This window comes from Gordonia jinhuaensis, from assembly GCF_014639795.1.
GTDB classification, from domain to species: domain Bacteria; phylum Actinomycetota; class Actinomycetes; order Mycobacteriales; family Mycobacteriaceae; genus Gordonia_B; species Gordonia_B jinhuaensis.
In genome coordinates, this window is record NZ_BMGC01000013.1 from 66,306 (window position 1) to 85,429 (window position 19,124).

General features: G+C 62.6%; 15 protein-coding genes and 3 pseudogenes. 10 read left to right on the top strand and 8 right to left on the bottom strand.

Annotated features, from left to right (window positions below):
• Window positions 1–15: 15 nt before the first annotated feature.
• The 3 genes and pseudogenes from IEW22_RS10770 to IEW22_RS10780 all read right to left on the bottom strand — a co-directional run.
• Window positions 16–882, bottom strand: a pseudogene (locus IEW22_RS10770) (3-hydroxybutyryl-CoA dehydrogenase); the annotation flags it as partial.
• 53 nt (window positions 883–935) lie between these two features.
• Window positions 936–2,508: pseudogene (ilvD, locus tag IEW22_RS10775) on the bottom strand (dihydroxy-acid dehydratase).
• A 117-nt stretch (window positions 2,509–2,625) separates the two neighbouring features.
• On the bottom strand, window positions 2,626–3,612 hold the full coding sequence (locus IEW22_RS10780) for an arsenic resistance protein (RefSeq protein ID WP_188586605.1): 987 nt from the start codon (window positions 3,610–3,612) through the stop codon (window positions 2,626–2,628).
• Window positions 3,613–3,875: 263 nt separating this feature from the next.
• Between IEW22_RS10780 and IEW22_RS10785 the strand changes: the two genes are divergently transcribed.
• Complete coding sequence (locus IEW22_RS10785; RefSeq protein ID WP_188586606.1) at window positions 3,876–4,433, top strand: TetR family transcriptional regulator; 558 nt, start codon at window positions 3,876–3,878, stop codon at window positions 4,431–4,433.
• Between the two features lie 54 nt (window positions 4,434–4,487).
• Here the strand turns inward: IEW22_RS10785 and IEW22_RS10790 are convergent, their stop codons facing one another.
• From IEW22_RS10790 to IEW22_RS10800, 3 genes and pseudogenes are all read right to left on the bottom strand, one after another.
• On the bottom strand, window positions 4,488–6,959 hold the full coding sequence (locus tag IEW22_RS10790; protein ID WP_188586607.1) for a cytochrome P450/oxidoreductase: 2,472 nt from the start codon (window positions 6,957–6,959) through the stop codon (window positions 4,488–4,490).
• A gap of 562 nt (window positions 6,960–7,521) precedes the next feature.
• Window positions 7,522–7,914, bottom strand: a pseudogene (locus IEW22_RS10795) (PIN domain-containing protein); the annotation flags it as partial.
• Between the two features lie 27 nt (window positions 7,915–7,941).
• Window positions 7,942–8,208, bottom strand: a complete 267-nt coding sequence (locus IEW22_RS10800; RefSeq protein WP_188586608.1) for a type II toxin-antitoxin system Phd/YefM family antitoxin — start codon at window positions 8,206–8,208, stop codon at window positions 7,942–7,944.
• A 295-nt stretch (window positions 8,209–8,503) separates the two neighbouring features.
• On the opposite strand from IEW22_RS10800, the gene IEW22_RS10805 reads away from it, so the two are divergent.
• Window positions 8,504–8,713, top strand: coding sequence for an antitoxin MazE-like protein (locus IEW22_RS10805; protein ID WP_188586609.1), 210 nt, complete (start codon window positions 8,504–8,506; stop codon window positions 8,711–8,713).
• The gene (locus IEW22_RS10810) at window positions 8,710–9,042 is read left to right on the top strand and encodes a type II toxin-antitoxin system PemK/MazF family toxin (RefSeq protein ID WP_188586610.1); all 333 of its coding nucleotides are present in this window, start codon (window positions 8,710–8,712) and stop codon (window positions 9,040–9,042) included. Before IEW22_RS10805 ends, IEW22_RS10810 begins: the two co-directional genes overlap by 4 nt.
• 322 nt (window positions 9,043–9,364) lie before the next feature.
• Here IEW22_RS10810 and IEW22_RS10815 read toward each other — a convergent pair whose 3' ends face one another.
• A complete protein-coding gene (locus IEW22_RS10815) occupies window positions 9,365–9,562 on the bottom strand; it encodes a hypothetical protein (protein ID WP_188586611.1) in 198 nt (65 codons plus the stop codon).
• 173 nt (window positions 9,563–9,735) lie between these two features.
• Between IEW22_RS10815 and IEW22_RS10820 the strand changes: the two genes are divergently transcribed.
• Window positions 9,736–10,929 (top strand): tyrosine-type recombinase/integrase, encoded by a 1,194-nt coding sequence (locus IEW22_RS10820; RefSeq protein ID WP_188586612.1) that lies wholly within the window; start codon window positions 9,736–9,738, stop codon window positions 10,927–10,929.
• Between the two features lie 31 nt (window positions 10,930–10,960).
• The gene (locus IEW22_RS10825; protein ID WP_229742464.1) at window positions 10,961–13,351 is read left to right on the top strand and encodes a tyrosine-type recombinase/integrase; all 2,391 of its coding nucleotides are present in this window, start codon (window positions 10,961–10,963) and stop codon (window positions 13,349–13,351) included.
• A 33-nt stretch (window positions 13,352–13,384) separates the two neighbouring features.
• Here the strand turns inward: IEW22_RS10825 and IEW22_RS10830 are convergent, their stop codons facing one another.
• A complete protein-coding gene (locus IEW22_RS10830; protein ID WP_188586613.1) occupies window positions 13,385–13,996 on the bottom strand; it encodes a TetR/AcrR family transcriptional regulator in 612 nt (203 codons plus the stop codon).
• Between the two features lie 134 nt (window positions 13,997–14,130).
• Between IEW22_RS10830 and IEW22_RS10835 the strand changes: the two genes are divergently transcribed.
• Genes IEW22_RS10835 through IEW22_RS10855 form a run of 5 tightly spaced genes read left to right on the top strand, consistent with a single transcriptional unit; the run spans window position 14,131 to window position 19,107 of the window.
• Complete coding sequence (locus IEW22_RS10835; protein WP_188586614.1) at window positions 14,131–15,069, top strand: alcohol dehydrogenase catalytic domain-containing protein; 939 nt, start codon at window positions 14,131–14,133, stop codon at window positions 15,067–15,069.
• Window positions 15,070–15,106: 37 nt separating this feature from the next.
• Window positions 15,107–15,361: an acyl carrier protein gene (locus IEW22_RS10840; protein ID WP_188586615.1), complete on the top strand. Its 255-nt coding sequence runs from the start codon at window positions 15,107–15,109 to the stop codon at window positions 15,359–15,361.
• A gap of 7 nt (window positions 15,362–15,368) precedes the next feature.
• On the top strand, window positions 15,369–16,574 hold the full coding sequence (locus IEW22_RS10845) for a beta-ketoacyl-[acyl-carrier-protein] synthase family protein (RefSeq protein WP_188586616.1): 1,206 nt from the start codon (window positions 15,369–15,371) through the stop codon (window positions 16,572–16,574).
• Window positions 16,571–17,644 (top strand): beta-ketoacyl synthase N-terminal-like domain-containing protein, encoded by a 1,074-nt coding sequence (locus IEW22_RS10850; RefSeq protein ID WP_188586617.1) that lies wholly within the window; start codon window positions 16,571–16,573, stop codon window positions 17,642–17,644. The genes IEW22_RS10845 and IEW22_RS10850 overlap by 4 nt, the downstream gene beginning before the upstream one ends.
• Window positions 17,641–19,107: an FAD-dependent oxidoreductase gene (locus tag IEW22_RS10855; protein ID WP_188586618.1), complete on the top strand. Its 1,467-nt coding sequence runs from the start codon at window positions 17,641–17,643 to the stop codon at window positions 19,105–19,107. The genes IEW22_RS10850 and IEW22_RS10855 overlap by 4 nt, the downstream gene beginning before the upstream one ends.
• Window positions 19,108–19,124 lie beyond the last annotated feature (17 nt).

The window sequence follows — 19,124 nt, forward strand, 5'->3', positions numbered from 1 at the left end:
GGTGCCGTGCGGTAGCTACTTCGAGTAGTTGTAGAAACCCTGTCCGGATTTACGGCCGAGCTGGCCGGCCTCGACCATGCGACGCAGCAGCGGCGGGGGAGCGAGGTGCGGCTCACCGAACTCGGCGTACAGCGACTCTGATGCGGCCAGTGCGATGTCGAGGCCGACGGTATCGCACAGTGTGAGCGGACCCATCGGGTATCCGCAGCCGCCGACCATCGCGGCGTCGATGTCCTCGGCGGTCGCATAACCCGAGGCGTACATGCGGATCGCCTGGCACAGGTAGGGGATGAGCAGTGCGTTGACGATGAATCCCGACTGGTCGCCGGCGCGCACCACGGTCTTGCCGAGGGTGTTCTTGACGTAGTCGGCGACGGTGTCGGCGATCTTCTCGTCGGTGACCAGCGTCGAGATGATCTCGACCAGCGGCATCACCGGCACCGGGTTGAAGAAGTGCACACCCACGACACGGGCGGGCTTCTTGGTCGCCGTGGCCACCTGGATGACCGGAATCGACGAGGTGTTGGTGGCGAGGATCGCCTCCGCGCTGGTGACCTCGTCGAGGCGGGCGAAGATCTGACGCTTGAGATCGAGGTTCTCCGGTGCGGCTTCGATGACGAGATCGCGGTCGGCGAGGGTGTCGTAGTCGACGGTGACCGTGAGGCGGGCGAGCGCCGCGTCGGCGTCCTCCTGGCTGATCTTGCCGCGGGAGACGGCCTTGCCCAGGGACGTCGACACGCGCTTCTGTGCGCTTTCGACGAATTCGGGCTTGGCCTCGATGATGATGACCTCGCTACCGGCCTTGATGCATACCTCTGCGATTCCGGCACCCATGGTGCCGCCGCCGATCACACCGATCTTCTGCACAGTGTCCAACCTTTCTCTGTCGTGACCCTCAGCGTAATGCGCGGGGGTGGTCGGTCATCTGTGTGGTGTCACCGGCACACCGCCCCCTGGGAAGCCGACGTGACGAGTTTCGAGTACTTGGCCAGCACACCTCGGCGGTAGCGCGGTGGCAGTGGAGTGAATTCATCAGCGCGACGGGCCATTTCGTCAGCGTCGACCAGCAGATCCAAAGTCCCGGTGGCCACATCGAGACGGATGCGGTCGCCATCGTGCACGAGTGCTACGGGGCCGCCGTCGACCGCTTCGGGGGCGATGTGACCGACACACAGTCCGGTGGTGCCCCCGGAAAATCGGCCATCGGTCATCAGCAGCACGTCCTTGCCCAGTCCCGCGCCCTTGATGGCGCCGGTGATGGCGAGCATCTCGCGCATTCCCGGTCCGCCCTTGGGGCCTTCGTAGCGGATGACCACGACGTCTCCGGCGGTGATGGTGCCGTCTTCGAGGGCATCCATTGCCGCCCGCTCGCGGTCGAAAACCCGTGCCACGCCCTCGAACACGTCCGAGTCGAAACCCGCGGACTTCACCACCGCGCCGTCCGGTGCAAGGGAACCGTGCAGAATCGTGATGCCGCCGGTGGGGTGGATCGGTGAGTCGAGTGCACGGAGCACCTTTCCGTCTGGATCCGGCGGCTCGATGTCGGCGAGGTTCTCGGCCACCGTTTGCCCGGTGACGGTCAGACAGTCTCCGTGCAGCAGCCCCGCGTCGAGCAGCGCCTTCATGATGACCGGGACGCCGCCGATCCGGTCGACGTCGGTCATCACGTGGGAACCGAACGGTTTCACGTCGGCGAGGTGGGGGACCCGTGCCCCGATCCGCGAGAAGTCGGCGAGGGACAACTCGACCTCGGCCTCGTTGGCGATCGCGAGCAGATGTAGTACCGCGTTCGTCGAGCCGCCGAATGCCATCACGACGGCGATGGCGTTCTCGAACGCCTCGCGCGTCATGATGTCGCGGGCGGTGATGCCCCGCTTCAGCAGTTCAACCACGCCGCACCGCTGGCCCTGGCGTATCCGTCGCGACGCTTGTCCGGGGCCGGCGGGGCGGCGCTGCCAGGCAGTGACATGCCGAGTGCTTCGGCTGCACTGGCCATCGTGTTGGCCGTGTACATCCCGCCGCACGCCCCTTCCCCCGGGCAGATGGCACGCTCGATGGTGTCCACGTCGTCTCGGCTCATCAGCATCCCGGGCAGTGATTTGTCGCATCCGGCGAGCAGTACCGAACCGTCGAGACGTTCAGCGCTCATCACGGTTTCGACGCTGTCGGCGATGACCTCTCGCGACACCAGGGAGAAGTGCATGCCTTCGTGACCCATCGAGATTCCATCGGACACGGAGATGGTGCCGAACTGCAGGGGATAACCGCCGGCCTGGAAAACACCCTCTTTGACCTCGGTCGCAAGTCGGTCGAGCGAAAGATTGCAGGGCGTGATCTCGTTCCACGACGAGCCGAACCGATCTGCGGCTTGGCCCAGTCGTCATCGCCCATCCCCACCGCGCGCAGCATTCCGCGGGAGGCGGTCTTCTCCAGTCCGTCGGTTACGTCGCGGCTGCGTGGTTTGATGTCCACAGTGCCGGTTGATGGCGGCGTCGAGTGAGTGGTCATGAGGCCACGGTATGCCGCCAACGGCCCTGAAGGGTGCATCGCGGACAGTTCACCATCGCAGTTCCTCGTCCTCGACGCCGCCTCGCGTGACGGACACGAACGGTGCCGAACGCGGTGTCATCGCGGGGGAGACTCGGCCCCGTCGGGGAGCAGCCGCGGTATCACGCGGATGTAGACGACCATGCCGAGCACTTCCACGAGTGTCTGCGTGACAACGGCGACCGCAGCCAGCTCGTAGCCACTCGGGAGTGCGAGTGCCAGCGGCAGGACGACGAGGGAGTTGCGGGTCGCACCGGAGAACACGATCGCACGACGAGACGAGATGTCGAGCCGGAAGACTCGAGTGAACACAACACCTGCTCCGGCCATCACGACGAGGAAGGTGATGTAAAACGGGATCAATGCCACGACATAGCCGAGATCGTCGGTGACTCGGGGTATTTGCGACGCGACCACCGTGAACAACACCGCCATCATCAACGGCACCATGAGTTTTCCCGCACCGCTGGCAAACTGCTGGCCTGCCGATTTTCGTGCGGCCCATGCTTGCGTGAGCCAGGCGAGCACGAGTGGAATGACGATCAATACGAGAAACGCGCGAAGGAAGGGTGCGACGTCGATGACGTCCGTGAGGTCGGCACCCATGAACAGGGTGAGAAATACTGGCAGCAGGGCCATTTGAAGCAGCAGAAGTAGGGGAGTCGCGGCTAGGAGACGCTGATTGTCCGCCCCGGCAATCCCTGAGAACACGATGACGTAATCGACACACGGACACAGCAAGACCAACAGCATCCCGATCCGCAGCGCGTCATTCGACGGGAGCAGGACGAACAGGGCGGTCACGACGATCGGCGTGACGACGAAGTTCATCGCCAACAGTGCGGCGACGAACCTGCCGTCGTGGAGCGAGCGCAGCAGATCGGCAGCGGGGACCTGCAGGAATGTCGCATACAGCAGTGCTGCCAGAATCGGGTTGATCGCAGCCCTGAGGGACGTGGTGCCAGGTGTGGCGACGCCGACGACGATTCCGAGAGCGATTGCGGCGATATAGAGCACCGCCTGATGGTCTTCCATCCAACTGGTGACTCCGCGTTGGCTGATCATCGGTGGTGCTTCTCCCAGTCGTCGGCCTTCACCGAAGTGAAGTTTCGCATAACCCCGTGGTTGTGCCGTTTACCGGCGTTTCGGCGACGGCTCAGGGGATCGGAACCGCGCAGCCGAGTATTCCGATGTTCGCCTGCAATCCGAGCGTCCCGGCAACCTGATCATTCGACCGCTGCGTAGTCTCTGGGGCGTCGAAGGGCCACCGGTATGCGCCCTCAGGGAGTCCTATCCCGGGCTCGGAGGTGGTGTTTTAGGCTCGGTGCATGACCGAGCCCGCCTTTTACGCCGAACTCCGGGCTCTGCGCGTGGATCGAGTGCTCGACGCTTCGGCGGACATCATCGCAGAAGAGGGCTGGGACGGCCTGAGTATGACCGCTATCGCGAAGCGAGCGGGCATACCCAGACAGAGCCTTTACAAGGCGGTCGGTACCAAGGAGGAACTCGGCCGCGCCGTCGTGGATCGTGAGGTGAGCCGGTTCCTCGCGACGGTCAGCGCCGGTATCGCGGCCCATCCCGACTCAGTGGAGGAGGGCCTCGCCGCGGCAGCACGCGGAGTCTTGGAGCACGGGCGAGCCAACGCGATCGTCGGGGCCGTTCTCCGGCCGAGTAATGACGCCGGGCTCCTCGCGCTCGTCACCGTGGACCCCGACGCCGTCCTGAGTCGAGCAACCAATGCCGTCACCTCGCTGCTGGGCGAGTCGGCGTCGGAGGCGATGGTCGACACCGTGGTCAGACTGACCACCAGCCATCTCCTGCAACCCACGGTGGACGTGGAGAAGGCTGTGGACCGGATCAGGCAGACCATCCGCGGCTTTCGCTGACGGACGGTCTGCCTGATGCGAATTGTGGAGTCGTGACGACCCCTCGGGCTTGTTCTACAGGTCGAGCACGATTTTCGGCGAAAGTGACCGGGACACACAGGTCATCATCGTGTCACCCCGCTCCCGCTCGGTTCGCGACAGCACCGAGTCGCGATGGTCGGGGGTACCCTCCAGAACATCGGCTTCACAGGTACCGCAGGTGCCCTCCATACACGATCCGATCACCGAAACACCGGCCTGCTCAACGGCGTCGAAGATCGACGTGCCGTTGGTGACTGTGACGGACACGCCTGATCGTGCGCAGACAACCTCGAACGTGTCGAGTGCACCCTCGGGTACATCGACGGTCACAGCCACGAATCGCTCGAGGTGCAGGCTTCCGTCGGGCCACGGCGTGCACTTCTCTTCGACGGCGTCCAGGATCGCTGTGGGTCCACAGCTGTAGACCAGAGTGTCCGGCCGCGGCTCGCCGAGGAGCGCGTCGAGGTCGAACCGCTCGCCGTGCTCGTCGCGAGCCCAGATCGTCACCCGGTCGTCGGCCTCGAACTCGCCGAGGTATGCCATCGAGGCTTGCGACCGACCGCAGTACACCAGGTTCCACTCGGCGCCGTCGGCTTCGGCTGCTGCGATCATCGCGCGCATCGGGGTGATACCGATACCACCGGCGACGAACAGATAACGCGGTGAGGGTACGAATTCGAAGTGGTTGCGGGGGCCCGCGACCTGCACGCGCGTCCCCTCGGTCAGCTTCGCGTGGACGAACTCCGATCCGCCACGACCGTTGGGCTCTCGCAGCACCGCGATCGTCCAGGACGACCGCTCGGCGGGATCTCCGCACAGGGAGTAGCTCTTCGACAATCCTGGTTCGAGATGGAGTTCGACGTGCGCTCCCGGGGCCCAGGCCTGCAGGGGAGCGCCAGCGGGATCGGTCAGGGTCAGCTCGACGACATCGTCGGCCACTGTCCGCCGATGGGCCACCTGCAGCTCGAGAGTCTTCGCCGCAGCACGGTGGGCGCGTGCGGTCGTAAGATCGGAGCTGGTTGCCGCAGAGGGATTCGCGTCCACGTCCTGGCTGTCAGCAGTGTTCTTGTCAGCCAAGCGTTGCGCACGTATTTGTTGGCGGTATCGGCCCGGCTCCGGGCGCGGGCCGCCGATCGGGGTCACGCGCACCATCATCGAGCTGTAGCCGCGGACGAAGTTCGACTGCACGCGTTCGGGCTCGGCGAGGACCTCGATGTCGTCGAATCGTGCCAGCAACTCCTCCCACAGGATCCGCAACTGCAGTTCAGCCAGCCGGCTACCCATGCAGCGATGCGTACCGATCCCGAAAGCCAAGTGGTGGCGAGCATTGCGTCGACCGATCACGAAGCGGTCGGGATCCTCGAACGTGCGTTCGTCGCGGTTGGCCGAGGCGTACCACATCACGACCTTGTCGCCCTTCCGGATGAACTGCCCGTTCAACACGGTGTCGCGGGTGGCGACCCGACGCATGTACGCCAGGGGCGTCTGCCACCGAAGGGTCTCGTGAACCAGTTTCGGTACGAGCTCCGGGTCGGCGCGCAGACGGTCGAATTGGTCTGGGAACTGGTTGAGTGCCAGCACACCGCCGGTCATCGAGTTCCGCGTCGTGTCGTTGCCGCCCACGACCAGCAGGACGAGGTTTCCGAGGAACTCCATCGGTCGGTGGATCAGGTTTTTGGTGTCCTCGGAGAGCTGCATGAGTGTGATCACGTCGTACCCGGGCTTCTCGCCGGCCGCCAGACGCGCTGCCTTGTCATGCCACAACGCGCTGAAGCTACGTGCCATCTCGGCTGCGCCGCGGTAGATCTCGTCGGTGTTGTTGGCCCCGCCGGTGGCCGACGCGCTCGTGGCCACCAAGTCGGTCCACTGCACCAGCTTGCGACGGTCCTCGTACGGGAAGTCCAGCAGCGTGGCCAACATCCGTGACGTCAGCTCGATGCTGACGCGGTCGACCCAGTCGAACGGCTCACCCACGGGCAGGTCGTCGAGAACCTCTCGGACCCGTGACCGGATCAGACCTTCCATCTCCTCGAGATTCTGGGGCGCGACGACACCCTGAACTGCTGTGCGCTGCTTGTCGTGTCGCGGCGGGTCCATCGCGATGAACATCTCGATATCAAGGCCCTCTGGCGGCTCACCTATGACGATCTGCGGTTCGGCCGAGAAGGTTTCGAAGTTTTTGTCGACGGTGACGATGTCTTCGTAGCGGGTCACCGACCAGTACGGACCGAACGCGCTGTCGGCTCGGAAATGCACCGGTGCCTCGTCCCTGAGCCGCTTGAAGTAGGGCTGCCACTGCCCCTGACGCCACAGGAACGGGCTACTGGGGTCTATCTCGGTGAGGTCCAAGTCCTGAACGTCAGGAATCTTCGACTCCGCGAAGTGCGGCTGGTTATCGCCCACCACCAGCTTCTTGGCCCGCTGGAGTAGGTGGAGGCCCTGGATCTGGCGCTCCATCGGCACCACTACCTGGGCTCTGTTGATGGCCTGATCGACAACGCGCATGACAACAATCACTTTCGCTGAACTTCATGTCGGGTGACAGTACTGAATCATACGTCACAGTTAGAGACAAATGGGCTTGTTTTGTCATTCCCGTGGCAGATACCGATCCGTGGGCCACTGTCCTGACGGGATGGGTTCATCGGCCTCGGTGGTGACGCGACGTGCTGAGCACTGACACGGTCGTGTGGGTGGTCAGAGTTGCGGGTGGCGTGCACCGGCCGGATGCCCTCGTGTGAGGTGATGAATTCGCGGGGGAGTCGATCGCTGCACGAGGGGTGCGGCGTGATGGTCTCTGGCCGTGGCCGTGGCCGTAGTGGGCGAAATATGCTGCAGCCCTTGGGATATGTGGTGACTCCGCAAGAGTCGAATGCGGTGAGGCCGGTGGCCTGTGTGCGTCCAAGGCACGGCGACTTCGATCGTGCAGTATGTTTTTCGACCCGGCTCTGTCGGTAGTAGCTGCGCCGATGACGGGCCTCGGCAAGCGGGCTACTGGTAACCCTGCATGGTCAGTTGCTGCGTATTCACTGGACCATGTCGATTCGAGACCGGGCCGAGGTCAGTCTCAGGGGCGACTCACGGGCATGACGCGGACGATGCCGTCCAGGCCTTCGAAGTCGTTGGGGTTGGTGGTGTAGAGGGGGAGCCCGGCTGCGGTCGAAACAGATGCGATCATCAGGTCTGCTACTCGTCTGCGCGGCGTTCTCCCACGAGCCTGGACCGCGGCACTGATGCGTCCGAACGCGCGAGCAGCGTCCGCGTCGAACGGTATGGGGTCGAACTCGTTCTCGGCGCGCTGGAGAATGTCTGCGCGGCGTGCGCGTTCGTCAGAGCCCTGTGGGTCGTTCCCGGTTACCAGGTGTACGCCGGCGGAGAGTTCAGCCAAGGTGATAGCGCTGATTGCCATCTCGTCCGGCAGTTCGGCAGGGTCGATCGCGTGGCGAAGAATCAAGATGTTGGTGTCGAGTAGCCCGTGCCGTTTTTCTCAGGCATACGGGTCGCTCAACGTTCCGTCGTATGCGCGGTCCTGGTCAGATCGGAACTTCTCTGCATCAATCAATGGAGCCGGTACCGAGCCGCGGACGAACTCTGCGCGAGACACAAAGGTGCGTCGTGGTCGCAGGGGGACGAGTTGTCCTATCCCGCGGCCGTCGCGGGTAACTGTGAAGGAATCGCCGGCTTCCACCGCGTCCATGATTTCTTTGGAACGCATGCGGAGGTCACGTTGGCTGACATCGCGCGGCGCACTCATGTGCCATATGGTAGCACTCGGTGGCACAGGAGGTGGAGGTTGTCACGGCGGTCCGTGAGTGGTCGGCGCGAAGGCGGCGCGTTGGAGGCCTTGCTCAGGTCGACGTCAGTGAGTCGCAAGTAGGTTCGCAAAGTCGCAGATAGCTTGTCGCCCGACATGTCTGGGGGCTGGCGGGATGAGCGGGGCGCGGGGCCTCGGCAAGCGGGTTACTGGTAGCCCCGCATATTCGATTGCTGCATATTCGCAGCCAACGCTCAGCCTGGCCACCCCGCAGCGTTACATGTAACATCGGGTCATGGCAGTGAGGGACAGGGTTGGTGAGTATCGCCGCCGGATGCGTGAGCGCGGTTTGCGCCCACTACAGGTCTGGGTTCCCGACGTGCGCACGCCTGAATTTGCCGCGCAAGCCCACGCGCAGTCGGTTCTCGTCGCTCAGGCCGATGTCGATGGGGACGAGCAGGATTTCGTCGAGGCTATTGCGGCACCCTGGGACGACGAGGCGTGATTCGCGGGGAGATCTGGACAGTTGCGGGTGGCGTGTATGCATCCAAGCCGCGGCCTGCGGTCATCGTCCAGGACGACCTCTTCGATTCAACTCTGTCGGTGGTAGTTGCGCCGATGACGAGCCAGCTCATCGAGGCGCCATTGTTGCGCATTCGTATCTCAGGAGACCGGGATACGATCTCGGGCCTCGATCGGGACAGCGACGTGATGATTGACAAGCTGACTGCGGTCCGGCGGTCGAATGTACTGACGCGTGTTGGCCGTCTGACATCCGAGCAACTCGTGGAAGTCGAACGCTCGTTAATGGCGTTTTTGGGACTCGCGCGATGACGTGTAGGCGAATACGGGTCCGGCGGCCGACGAATCACATAGCCGACGGCAACAACGACGCATCCGAATAGTGTTGCGGCGTGGCGCAATACGCAGTTGGTTACTTGACATAATATAAGTTATCGGCGTAATAAACTGCGCCACAAGATATTTCGTCGCCAGTGACGAAACTAAATACAACCTGTCTGATCGACACGGCGACCAAACGCATTCACTCAGCACGCATCGTGATCTGATATCGCGTATGGCGAGAGACGAAGACCCTCCTATCGAATTACTGCGACGAGGGCGGGTCGCGGAATGGAACACGTGGCGGCGGTGACTATTTGTCGTCCGTAGCCAGGCGCTCGACGTGGGCACCCATGCGTGCGGCGTAGTCGTTTGCCTCGTCGGCCTCACTGTCGGTGAAGGCGGCGATTTTGTCGGGCCGTCCGTTGGGTCGGACGATGAGGGTCAGGTCTGCCACCTGGACTCGAGCGCGCTTGGGTGCGCGACGGTCGGCGGCGTTCGGTTCGGTCATGGGTGATCCTTTCTGTGCAGTTCAATCGCGCCGGGTGCGATGAGCATTGTCAGCGTCAGCCGTGAGTGCCTGTTCGCGCTGCTCACCTCGACCTCGACGAGCGCCCGCCACTGGCCGTCGTACCTGTTAACTGCACTAAACGGGGTGTAGTTTCAGCAGGCAGGGAGTGTGTCATGGATGTGCGACAGCTGGTGTTCGAGGGCGGGGTCGCGTTGCCCACCCTGGGTTCGGTCGTGGCTTGTGAGGGATCGGTGTTGCCGTTCTCGGTGGTGATTGATGGTGCCGAGGTGGAGCCTGTCGCTGCGTATCTGGCGAGCTTGGTGGTGTCGGATGTGAGTCCGTTGACGGTGCGGTCGTATGCGCATGATTTGTTGCGGTGGTGGCGGGTGCTGTCAGCTGTGGGTGTGGCGTGGGACCGGGCCACCCGTGATGATGTCGAGTTGCTGGTGGGGTGGATGCGTACCGCGGCGAATCCGCAGCGCCGCCGCTCGGACGCTTCGGCCGCACAACCGGGGTCGGTGAACCTGCGCACCGGCAAACCGGTGCTGGCCGGCGGGTACGCGTCGTCGACGATCAACCACGCGTTGACGGTGGTGTCGGGGTTTTACGAATTCCATCACCTCTACGGTCGGGGGCCTGTGACCAACCCGGTCCCGATCACCGCGAACCGCCACCGCCTGCTGGGTCACCGCAGCCTTATGGCCCCGATTCCGCGCATACCCCGGGCGCCGTTGCGGCAGAAACCTGCTCACCGGCTGCCACGCTCGATCCCGGACGCGTTGTGGAACGAATTGTTCGACTGGATGGTCCACGACCGCGATCGTGCCTTGTTGGCGTTGTATGTGTCGTCGGGGGCGCGGGCCAGTGAGCTGCTCGGTGTCACCGGCAACCGGGTGGATTGGGACCATCAACGATTCTGGGTGGTCTCGAAAGGCACCCGCACGCTGGATCCGTTACCGGGTTCACCGGAAGCGTTCGTGTTCCTGGGACGGTATTTCGATCAGGCGGGCACGCCGGGACCGGAGGAACCGATCTGGCGGACGTTGCGTGGGCAACCACGCCCGTTGTCGTATTGGGCGATGCGCCGGATCTTGCAGCGCGCCAACGACGTGTTGGGCACGAACTGGACCGCCCACGATCTGCGGCACACCGCCGCGACCCGGATGGCCAATGACCCGCGGTTGACGTTGACCGAGGTGCAGACGGTGTTGCGGCACCGGCATGTGTCGAGCACGGAACTGTATGTGCAGCCGCGGATCGAGGAGATCCACGACAAACTCCAGGAACACTTCGCCCGGCCGGCGCCGCAGCGCACGTTCACCGCCGGGTATGCCGCTGACGACATCGCGACGGTGTTCGGTGGCTAGCACGCAGGAGCGACCCCTTCGCCTACATGAGATGCGGCCGCGTCGCGCCGCTCCGAATACCCGGTACACGCGGCCGACGGTGATCGCCGCACCAGCAACCCCGCACCCGACCCGCCGTTACGGGGATCTGTCGCAGGCCGAGATGGTGGAGATCATCGCTGTCGCGGCGCGGGTGTGGCCGCACCCAGACAGCCGGCGTGAAGGCCGTGCCCGCGGGCTACGCAAACTGGGCGCCTACCTGTTGCAGTACCCGGGAGTGACGTGGCAGCAACGGTGGGATGGGTGCCCGCTGAATTCCGAGACCATGGTCGCCGGGGATGTCAGCAGCGGCAGCTTGTGCGCGCGCTCGGAGTTCCATCAGGCCGTTGAGGCCCTGTTCGCGTTGCAGATCATTCGCCCCACGTTGGTGGTGATGCGCAACAACCGGTCACGAACGTTCTGCCAGCATGTGATCTCCGCCGCCAACGATCCGGCCCTGAACGCGGTCATCGCCGCGATCGACGCCCTGGATACCTGCGCCCTGCACAAACGGTGGGCCATTTTCGATGTGTGCGCCGCGTTGATCACCCAGGGCATACCGATCGCCGACCTGACCCCCGAAGCGTTCCTGTACTACACCCGCCTGACCCGTGACACCGTGCCCCGCGGGAAGTCGTCCATGGGCAAATATGTGGGCACCCTGGCGTGGAAAACATTGCACAGTTGCGGACATTTCCCGGCCGGTGCACCACCGACGCTGCGGGCCGCGTTGCGAGCCCCGCAGCTATCGATCACCGAGATCGTCGACCAGTACCCGGTCACCAACCCCGCGGTACGGCAGATGTTCATCGACTACCTGACCCGCCGGGGCGCGGAAGTGGACTACTCATCGTTGGCCCGCATGGGTCAGGTCCTGGTCAAACTGTTCTGGGTCGCGATCGAGCACATCAATCCCGACCAGGCCGACCTGCGGTTATCAGCCGAGGTGTACACCCAGTGGCGGGCCACGATCAGCGTGTGTGAGGACGGTAGCCCGCGCCTGGATCAACGAGCTGTGTTGACGTGGGTGCGAGCCCTCTACGCCGACATCCACACCTGGGCGGTCCACGAACCCGAACACTGGGCCCAATGGTCGGTGCCGTGCCCGGTCCCGCGCAGCGACATGCGGGCACTGTCGAATCACCTGCCACGCCGGCGTGAACGCACCCACGCCACGATCCGTGTGCTGCAACCATTGCTGCCGTTGCTCGTCGAGCACGTCACCACCCGCTACGAGCAGCTCGATGAGCTCAACCGTCGCGGAGCGGCCGCCGGTGACGGTGAACAGTTCATCGCCAACGGCACCACCTACACCCGTGTCTACACCAGAAACGATCGCACGCTCATCGCCGAAGGACGCACTCCACGGGTGCGGGTGTACAACCACACCACTTGTGCGAAGTTCGACGTCACCCGGCTCGAGGACGCCGCGTTCTGGTCCTGGGCGATCGTGGAAACGCTGCGCCTGAGTGGGTTGCGGATCGAGGAACTCACCGAACTGTCGCAGCTGAGTGTGCGCCAATACCAGCGCCCGAACGGTGAAGTCATTGCCCTGCTGGTGGTCGCCCCATCGAAAACAGACCGCGAACGCGTTATACCCATGTCGGCGGAACTGTTTCATGTCATCGCGTGTGTGATCCGCCGGATCACCGCCGGGCGGACCAGTGTCCCGTTGGCCACCCGCTACGACGACTGCGAACGCATCACCACCGACCCCCAACCGTTCCTGTTCCAACGCCACATCGGCAACCGCGTCGAAGTCATGAGCACCGGCGCTATCGGCATCAGCCTACGCAGCCTGTGTGCCGATATCGCACGCACCGACAAGCGTTTCGCCGGTATCCACTTCCGGCCGCACGACTTCCGGCGGTTGTTCGCCACCAATCTCGTCAACGCCGGATTACCCATCCACATCGGTGCCGCCCTACTCGGGCACCTGGACCTGCAAACAACCCGCGGCTACGTCGCCGTGTTCAACGAAGACGTCATCCGCCACTATCAAGCCCACCTACAACGCCGCCGCGCCACCCGCCCCACCAGCGAATACACCCCGGTCAGCGACGACGAATGGGCCGAATTCGACGCCCACTTCGACAAACGCAAAGTCGAACTCGGCGGCTGCGGACGCCCCTACGCCACCCCATGCACCCACGAACACGCCTGCATCCGCTGCCCCATGCTGCACATCGACCCGAAAATGCTCACCCGACTCGACGAGATCGAAACCGACCTCCTCGCCCGCCGCGACCACGCCCACACCGAAGGATGGCTCGGCGAAATCGACGGCATCGACCTCACCCTGTCCTACCTCCGCACCAAACGCGACGAACTCCACCACCGCCTCCGCCGCACCACCAACCTCGGGGTGCCCGCCATGCCGCACGGACCAGCGGGTCTGTCTTAGAAACAGGTGGGAGCAGGGCCGGATCTGCGTCTTCTACATGACGGCTACGGACTGGACCAAGGCACAGGCTAGGGTGCGCTCGCTGCGAAGGGAGTTGAGTGAGCGGTCCTCGAAGTCAGCCCATCTCGACGATGCGATCCTCCAGCTAGCCAGAAATGTACCGACCTTCAGTCTGGTCTCGAGCGAATCGGGCTCGCCTGCCCGGATGAGGTTATTGGTCAGGACAACTTCAATGTCGACGCAGTGGTCAAAGCTGTGCTTCGCGAGATCTGCACTGCCCTTTGCGAAGTCGCATGACAGCGCGAAGGAATAAGCCCATTCGTCGTCGAGAGATTGAAGAGCTCGATCTAAAGTCTGGTCTAGCATCTGAAAAGTGGCGGTTCGATCGCCCACGTACGCAAGGAACCTCTCGAACAGGTCGACTTCGGGCGCGAGGAACACGGCAGCTTTGTCGCTGAAATAGCGGAAGAACGTGCTTCGCGATACCCGCGCATCCTCGCAAATGTCGGACACGGTCGTCGCGTCGTAGCCGCGCCGTTGTCCGTGCGTTCGCGCCACGCGGGTCAGGAGGCTCCTGACCTCGGCCTTTTTAAGCTCACGTAGGCCAGGCGCAGTGGCGCCGAGCACATCTGTTGCATCAACCACCACCTAATCGTACTCTGATCCAAGTGAGACGGAGTACCAGTTCGAACTCTGAGTCAATTCGAACGCCGTTTCATACACTCGGGCCCCGCTGGTCCGAAGCGGGCCAAGCAAGTCAGACAGGAGTGCAATCCAACGTGATCTCAGACCCCTCGCTCCACTTGGCGCTGTCGCCCCATGCGGACGGATCTGTCAAGTCGATCTGCGTTCGTAAGCCCTCAAGAGCGGCTGATGACGACGTCTTGGTTCGAGTTGAGGTAGCCAACATCAACTTTGGTGAGGCAAATGACGTCCTTCCGACACTGCGGCCGGGATCTATTCCTGGCTGGGAAGCTGTGGGCACAGTCGTTGCCGCACCCAAGCACGGTGGTTTGACCACCGGTGACACCGTGGTGACGTTAGGTGCTGATGGCGGCTGGGCACAGAATCGTGTCGTGAGCGAGCGCCAATGCGCTCGCATTCGCTCCGAGGGTAGCGATGTCGCTCTGTTTGCCACAGTTGGCGTCGCTGGCGGAACTGCCGTGAGCGCGGTGCGGCGACTTGGCTCGGTTGTCGGGCGGGTTGTACTCGTGACCGGAGCGGCATCGAGGGTCGGGACTTATGCCATCCAAGTATTGCGGCTGGCTGGCGCCACTGTCATTGCGCACGATCGCCAAACTAGCAGGCATACCTATCACCGTGACCTTGGCGCCTCAAAAGTCATCGAGAGGCTTGACGGATTGGACTCCCCGGTATTCGGGGTCATCGACATCGAAGGGGGGAACAGCATGGTTGAGGCTTTCGCCGCACTGCAGGCGTATGGGCGACTCTTATCTGTCGGCCACACGGCCCGAACGAAAGAGTCATTTCCCGTTGGAGCGTTCGAGGGTGACTTCGGGCGCGAAGGCAAGAGAATCGAGACGATGCATCTGCTTGAACGTGGGTCGAACGATGCTGATCTTGGAAGAGATATCGAATGGCTTGCCGAACACATTGCGGAGGGAACGATCGTGCCGCCCGAGACGCAGCTTGTGCCCTTTCCGATGGAGGAAGGGATAGACGTAAGCATCAGACAGCGATCTACATTTGTTTTGTGACAAAATCACTCAATGTCACCCCAGGAAGGAATAGATTATGGGAAGCACGAACGACGCCGTCACGAACATCGTCATTGACGAGCTGGAGCTGGAAGAGACGATTGATAGTGTCGATGTAGACGCAGATCTTATCGACGAGTATGAGGCAGACTCACTGGGTCTGATCCAGGTCTTGGCTAGGCTCAACAAAGAAATTGGTGTGAAAATCCCCCGTGATCAGGCTGGTGGCCTGACTACGATCCGAAAGATATGGGATCGCGTGAATACCGACCTCGTCGCATCGGCGAGTTGAGGCCATCGTGCAACGGCGTGTCGTAATTACAGGACTGGGACCGGTCAGCAGTATCGGGATCGGTGCGAACCGATTCTTGGAAGGAGTCAGGGCGGGCGCGAATGGAGTATCGCCGATCACCTCCTTCTCGACTGCGGGGTTCGAACGCACATCAGGCGGGGAGGTACGTGCATTCGAGGCTTCCGACTACCTGCAAGCACCGGCCTATAAGGACTGGGGGCGGACTGCGCAGTTCGCAGCGGCTGCAGCACGCTTGGCCTTCACGGACGCCGACCTTGACCTCGACCTTATCGATGCGGAGTCAACTGGTGCGATCGTTGGTACCACGAACGGGGAAGCCCCGACCATGGATGCGCTGGCCATTCAGTGGCTTGAAGATCCTGCACTGATTGACCCGGAAATGGTGCGGCGAGTGCCTGCGGGAAACATTGCGGGCGCAGTTGCATCGGAGATTGGTGTCAAAGGAGAAACGGCGACGATCCCAACGGCATGCGCAGCTGCAAACTACGCTATTGGGTACGCGGCAGAGCTCATTGCATCGGGTGATGCTGATGTGATGCTGGCTGGCGGATCGGATTCGGTCAACCGATTTACACATGCGGGATTTGACAGTCTAGGTGCTATTGCGAAAGATTTACCGCGTCCGTTCGACGCGGGACGAACGGGGATCGTCACCGCTGAAGGCGGTGCGATGATTGTTCTAGAGGACAGAGAACATGCCCAGGCGCGGGGCGCGCGGATTTATGCCGAGTTTCTCGGGTATGCGATGAACTGCGATGCGGATCATATTGTGCATCCTAATGCTGAGCGGATAGCGGATTGTATCCGGAGTGCGCACGCTCGTTCCAATGTTCGACCGGAGGCTGTTGACTATATTTGTGCACACGGCACAGGGACGCCGACGAATGACCTGACAGAGACAACGGCTACTCGCGCGGTATTCGGCGAAGCGCATCCGCCGATTAGTTCATTGAAATCAATGCTTGGACACACAATGGGGGCGGCGAGCGGTTTCGGTGCCGTAGCGTGCTGCCTCGCGATCGCCAACCAATTCTTACCCCCGACAATTAACCTCCAAACGCCAGACCCAGCGCTCGGCGATCTGGATTTTGTGGCGAATCGGTCACGCCCAGCGGCGGTGTCGATCGCACAGAATCACGGATTTGCATTCGGGGGAAACAATGCAATTACCATGTTTGGGGACCATTCATGAGCTCCACTCCTAAGACGTACATCGCAGACGCCTCGGTGCTTGCTTCCTCGGGAAGCGGTCTCAAGGCTCTAGCATGCGCCCTCGACGGTAATCAGCGCGCGGTAGGGGCGGGTGCATCGAGCGTAGCTGCGCAGGACGGTGCGGGCCCTAGCCTTCCCATCCCCGGTTTTGACATCAAGGACTACGTTCCGGGCAAGGGCACGCGCCACCTCGACCGTACGACCGCCATCAGCTTGGCGGCGGCGTCGATGCTGGACCTGACTCTCTACGCTCAGACAGCGAGTGACATCGGCATAGCTCTTGGCACGATCGCGGGCAGCGTCCCCGCCAGCATTGAACTCGATATCGACATCCTCACTGGCACAGGCTCTGCTGGGGTCAATCCCAAACGGTTCCCGAACTGCACGATGAACTGTGCCGCTAGCCAGGTTGCGATCCGCAACGGACTCAAAGGCCCCAACAGCACGACGTCTGCGGGAGTTGCTAGCGCGTTCGTCGCGATGCGGTACGCCAAGCGTGCAATTACGAACGGACACGCAAAGCAAATGATTGTCGGTGGGGTAGAAGAGCTGTCCGACCAGATTCGGTGGGGAATTCGGAAGAAGCAGGAGGTCGGCGACGTCGTCCCCATCAGCGAGGCAAGCGCCATGTTCGTTGTCGAGAGCTCAGACTCAGCGCACGCACACTCGCGATCGCGGCTGGGGGCTGTCCTGTCCTGTGAGACCGGATTCTTCGATCCCATAGCAGATGTGCCACGCGAAAGGTTGCTGCGGACAATCGAACGCGCCCTAGCTGCGGCCGGTGTCTCGGCCAACGCCGTGCAGACCTGGCTGCCGGGTAATCGTGGGACGCTCCTCGAAGATGCCGAGCGGGAAGCGGCGGAGCTTGCACACGTCGATCCCGGGCGTGTCCTTGACGTGCGCGCGGCTTTGGGAGAGACAGGCAGCGCGCTCGGTGCGCTCCAGGTCATTGGCCTGCTCGCGTGTTCTAACGGTGGGCTCGGTCTCGTCACGGCAATGGATTTCAACGGTGTGGTCGCGGCCGCAATCGTGGAGGTGGAGGCGCAATGACCGCGCATCACTCGCCAGAGTCTCCGATCCTAGTGGTCGGAGCCGGACCAGTCGGTCTGACTGCGGCGCTGTCGGCTCAGCAACTCGGTTTACCGACTCGCATTATCGAACGGCGAGCAACCCGGCACCACCACTCCAAAGCCGTGGTGCTCTGGCCGCGGGCACTCGAGGTACTCGATCGTCTCGGGGTCGCGGCCGATATCGTGGCGGCTGGACTGCCCTTGCACGGGCAAACCTATAATTCCGCTGGTCGACCAATCGCCTCGGTGACCTTTCAGCGAATCACCGACAGCAAGTACGACTTCGCCCTGGCGATTCCGCAGCATGAGACCGAACGCATTCTTGAGCAGGCGTATCGGCGACGAGGGGGAACAGTCGACTTCGGGCACGAACTTGTCGCGTTGTCTGATCACCCCGATGGAGTTTCTGCGTCGATCCGTCGCTCAGAAGAAGAACCACACGTCGAGCGCTTTCGATGGGCCATCGGAGCAGACGGTTACCGCAGCATGGTGCGAGAGCAGCTGGGAATTCCCTTCCAGGGAGCAACGTATGCTGCACGGTTCATGCTCTCGGATGGGCCGTGCGAGGTTGATCTCGATCGCACTCAGGCGCACTACTTCATGACCAAAGAAGGCGTTGTCGTCGTGGTACCAATGCCCGGCAACTCATGGAGAATATTTGCCAGCGCACCAATGGACGTGGCAGACCAGGTCACTCCGGACGTGGTCGAAAGTATTGCTTCGCGGCGGATGCCGGTGCCGATCACGTTCGGTTCCGGCCACAGCGCCAGTGTATTTCTCATCCACTGCAAGTCCTCCGCATCATTGAAAGGCGCGAGCACCTTCCTCGTCGGTGACGCCGCTCATGTGCACAGCCCAGCAGGTGGTCAAGGACTGAACACTGGTTTCGAAGATGCGACGTCTTTGGTGTGGAGACTTGCTGAGGGGCCAGGTACTCGTCGAAGCGACCTCGACACGTGGGCGTCAGAGCGTCAGAGCGTCATCGACGCCGTGCTCCGCGACACCGACCTGCAAACGCGACTGTGGTCAGCACGCGGCCGGCGTGCGCAATTGCGTGACGTGATTCTGAAGGGTGCGACTGCCACGGGTCTGCTCGACAGATTCGTTGCTCCACGTCAAGCAATGCTCAACACCCGGTACCCAGCTGCGACGCGCCGTCGAGTAGGTCGACTCAAGGTTGGCGCTCGACTATCCAGTGTGGCCCTGACCACATCATCGGGCGACACGCTCCACGACCTCCTAAGTAGGTCGAACTACACCACGCTGCATCTCGACCCTCACTCCCGTGTCATTGAGGTGACGCAGATCGACAGTGCAGGAGTGAAGCGTGAGCGTTCAGTTCCTGCCTCGCCGGAACTGTTCAAGTCGCTACGACTGAAACAGAGAACGCGGGTTCGCGCCCGTCCCGACAGCATCGTGGCCGACGTAACCGACAACCTCTAAGGAAGGGCAAACTGTCC

Coding starts and splice junctions, on each gene's coding strand:
- IEW22_RS10780 (WP_188586605.1), bottom strand. CDS start 3,612: ATGATCAGCCAACGCGGAGTCACCAGTTGGATGGAAGACCATCAGGCG.
- IEW22_RS10785 (WP_188586606.1), top strand. CDS start 3,876: ATGACCGAGCCCGCCTTTTACGCCGAACTCCGGGCTCTGCGCGTGGAT.
- IEW22_RS10790 (WP_188586607.1), bottom strand. CDS start 6,959: ATGCGCGTTGTCGATCAGGCCATCAACAGAGCCCAGGTAGTGGTGCCG.
- IEW22_RS10800 (WP_188586608.1), bottom strand. CDS start 8,208: ATGAGTGCGCCGCGCGATGTCAGCCAACGTGACCTCCGCATGCGTTCC.
- IEW22_RS10805 (WP_188586609.1), top strand. CDS start 8,504: ATGGCAGTGAGGGACAGGGTTGGTGAGTATCGCCGCCGGATGCGTGAG.
- IEW22_RS10815 (WP_188586611.1), bottom strand. CDS start 9,562: ATGACCGAACCGAACGCCGCCGACCGTCGCGCACCCAAGCGCGCTCGA.
- IEW22_RS10820 (WP_188586612.1), top strand. CDS start 9,736: ATGGATGTGCGACAGCTGGTGTTCGAGGGCGGGGTCGCGTTGCCCACC.
- IEW22_RS10825 (WP_229742464.1), top strand. CDS start 10,961: ATGCGGCCGCGTCGCGCCGCTCCGAATACCCGGTACACGCGGCCGACG.
- IEW22_RS10840 (WP_188586615.1), top strand. CDS start 15,107: ATGGGAAGCACGAACGACGCCGTCACGAACATCGTCATTGACGAGCTG.
- IEW22_RS10850 (WP_188586617.1), top strand. CDS start 16,571: ATGAGCTCCACTCCTAAGACGTACATCGCAGACGCCTCGGTGCTTGCT.
- IEW22_RS10855 (WP_188586618.1), top strand. CDS start 17,641: ATGACCGCGCATCACTCGCCAGAGTCTCCGATCCTAGTGGTCGGAGCC.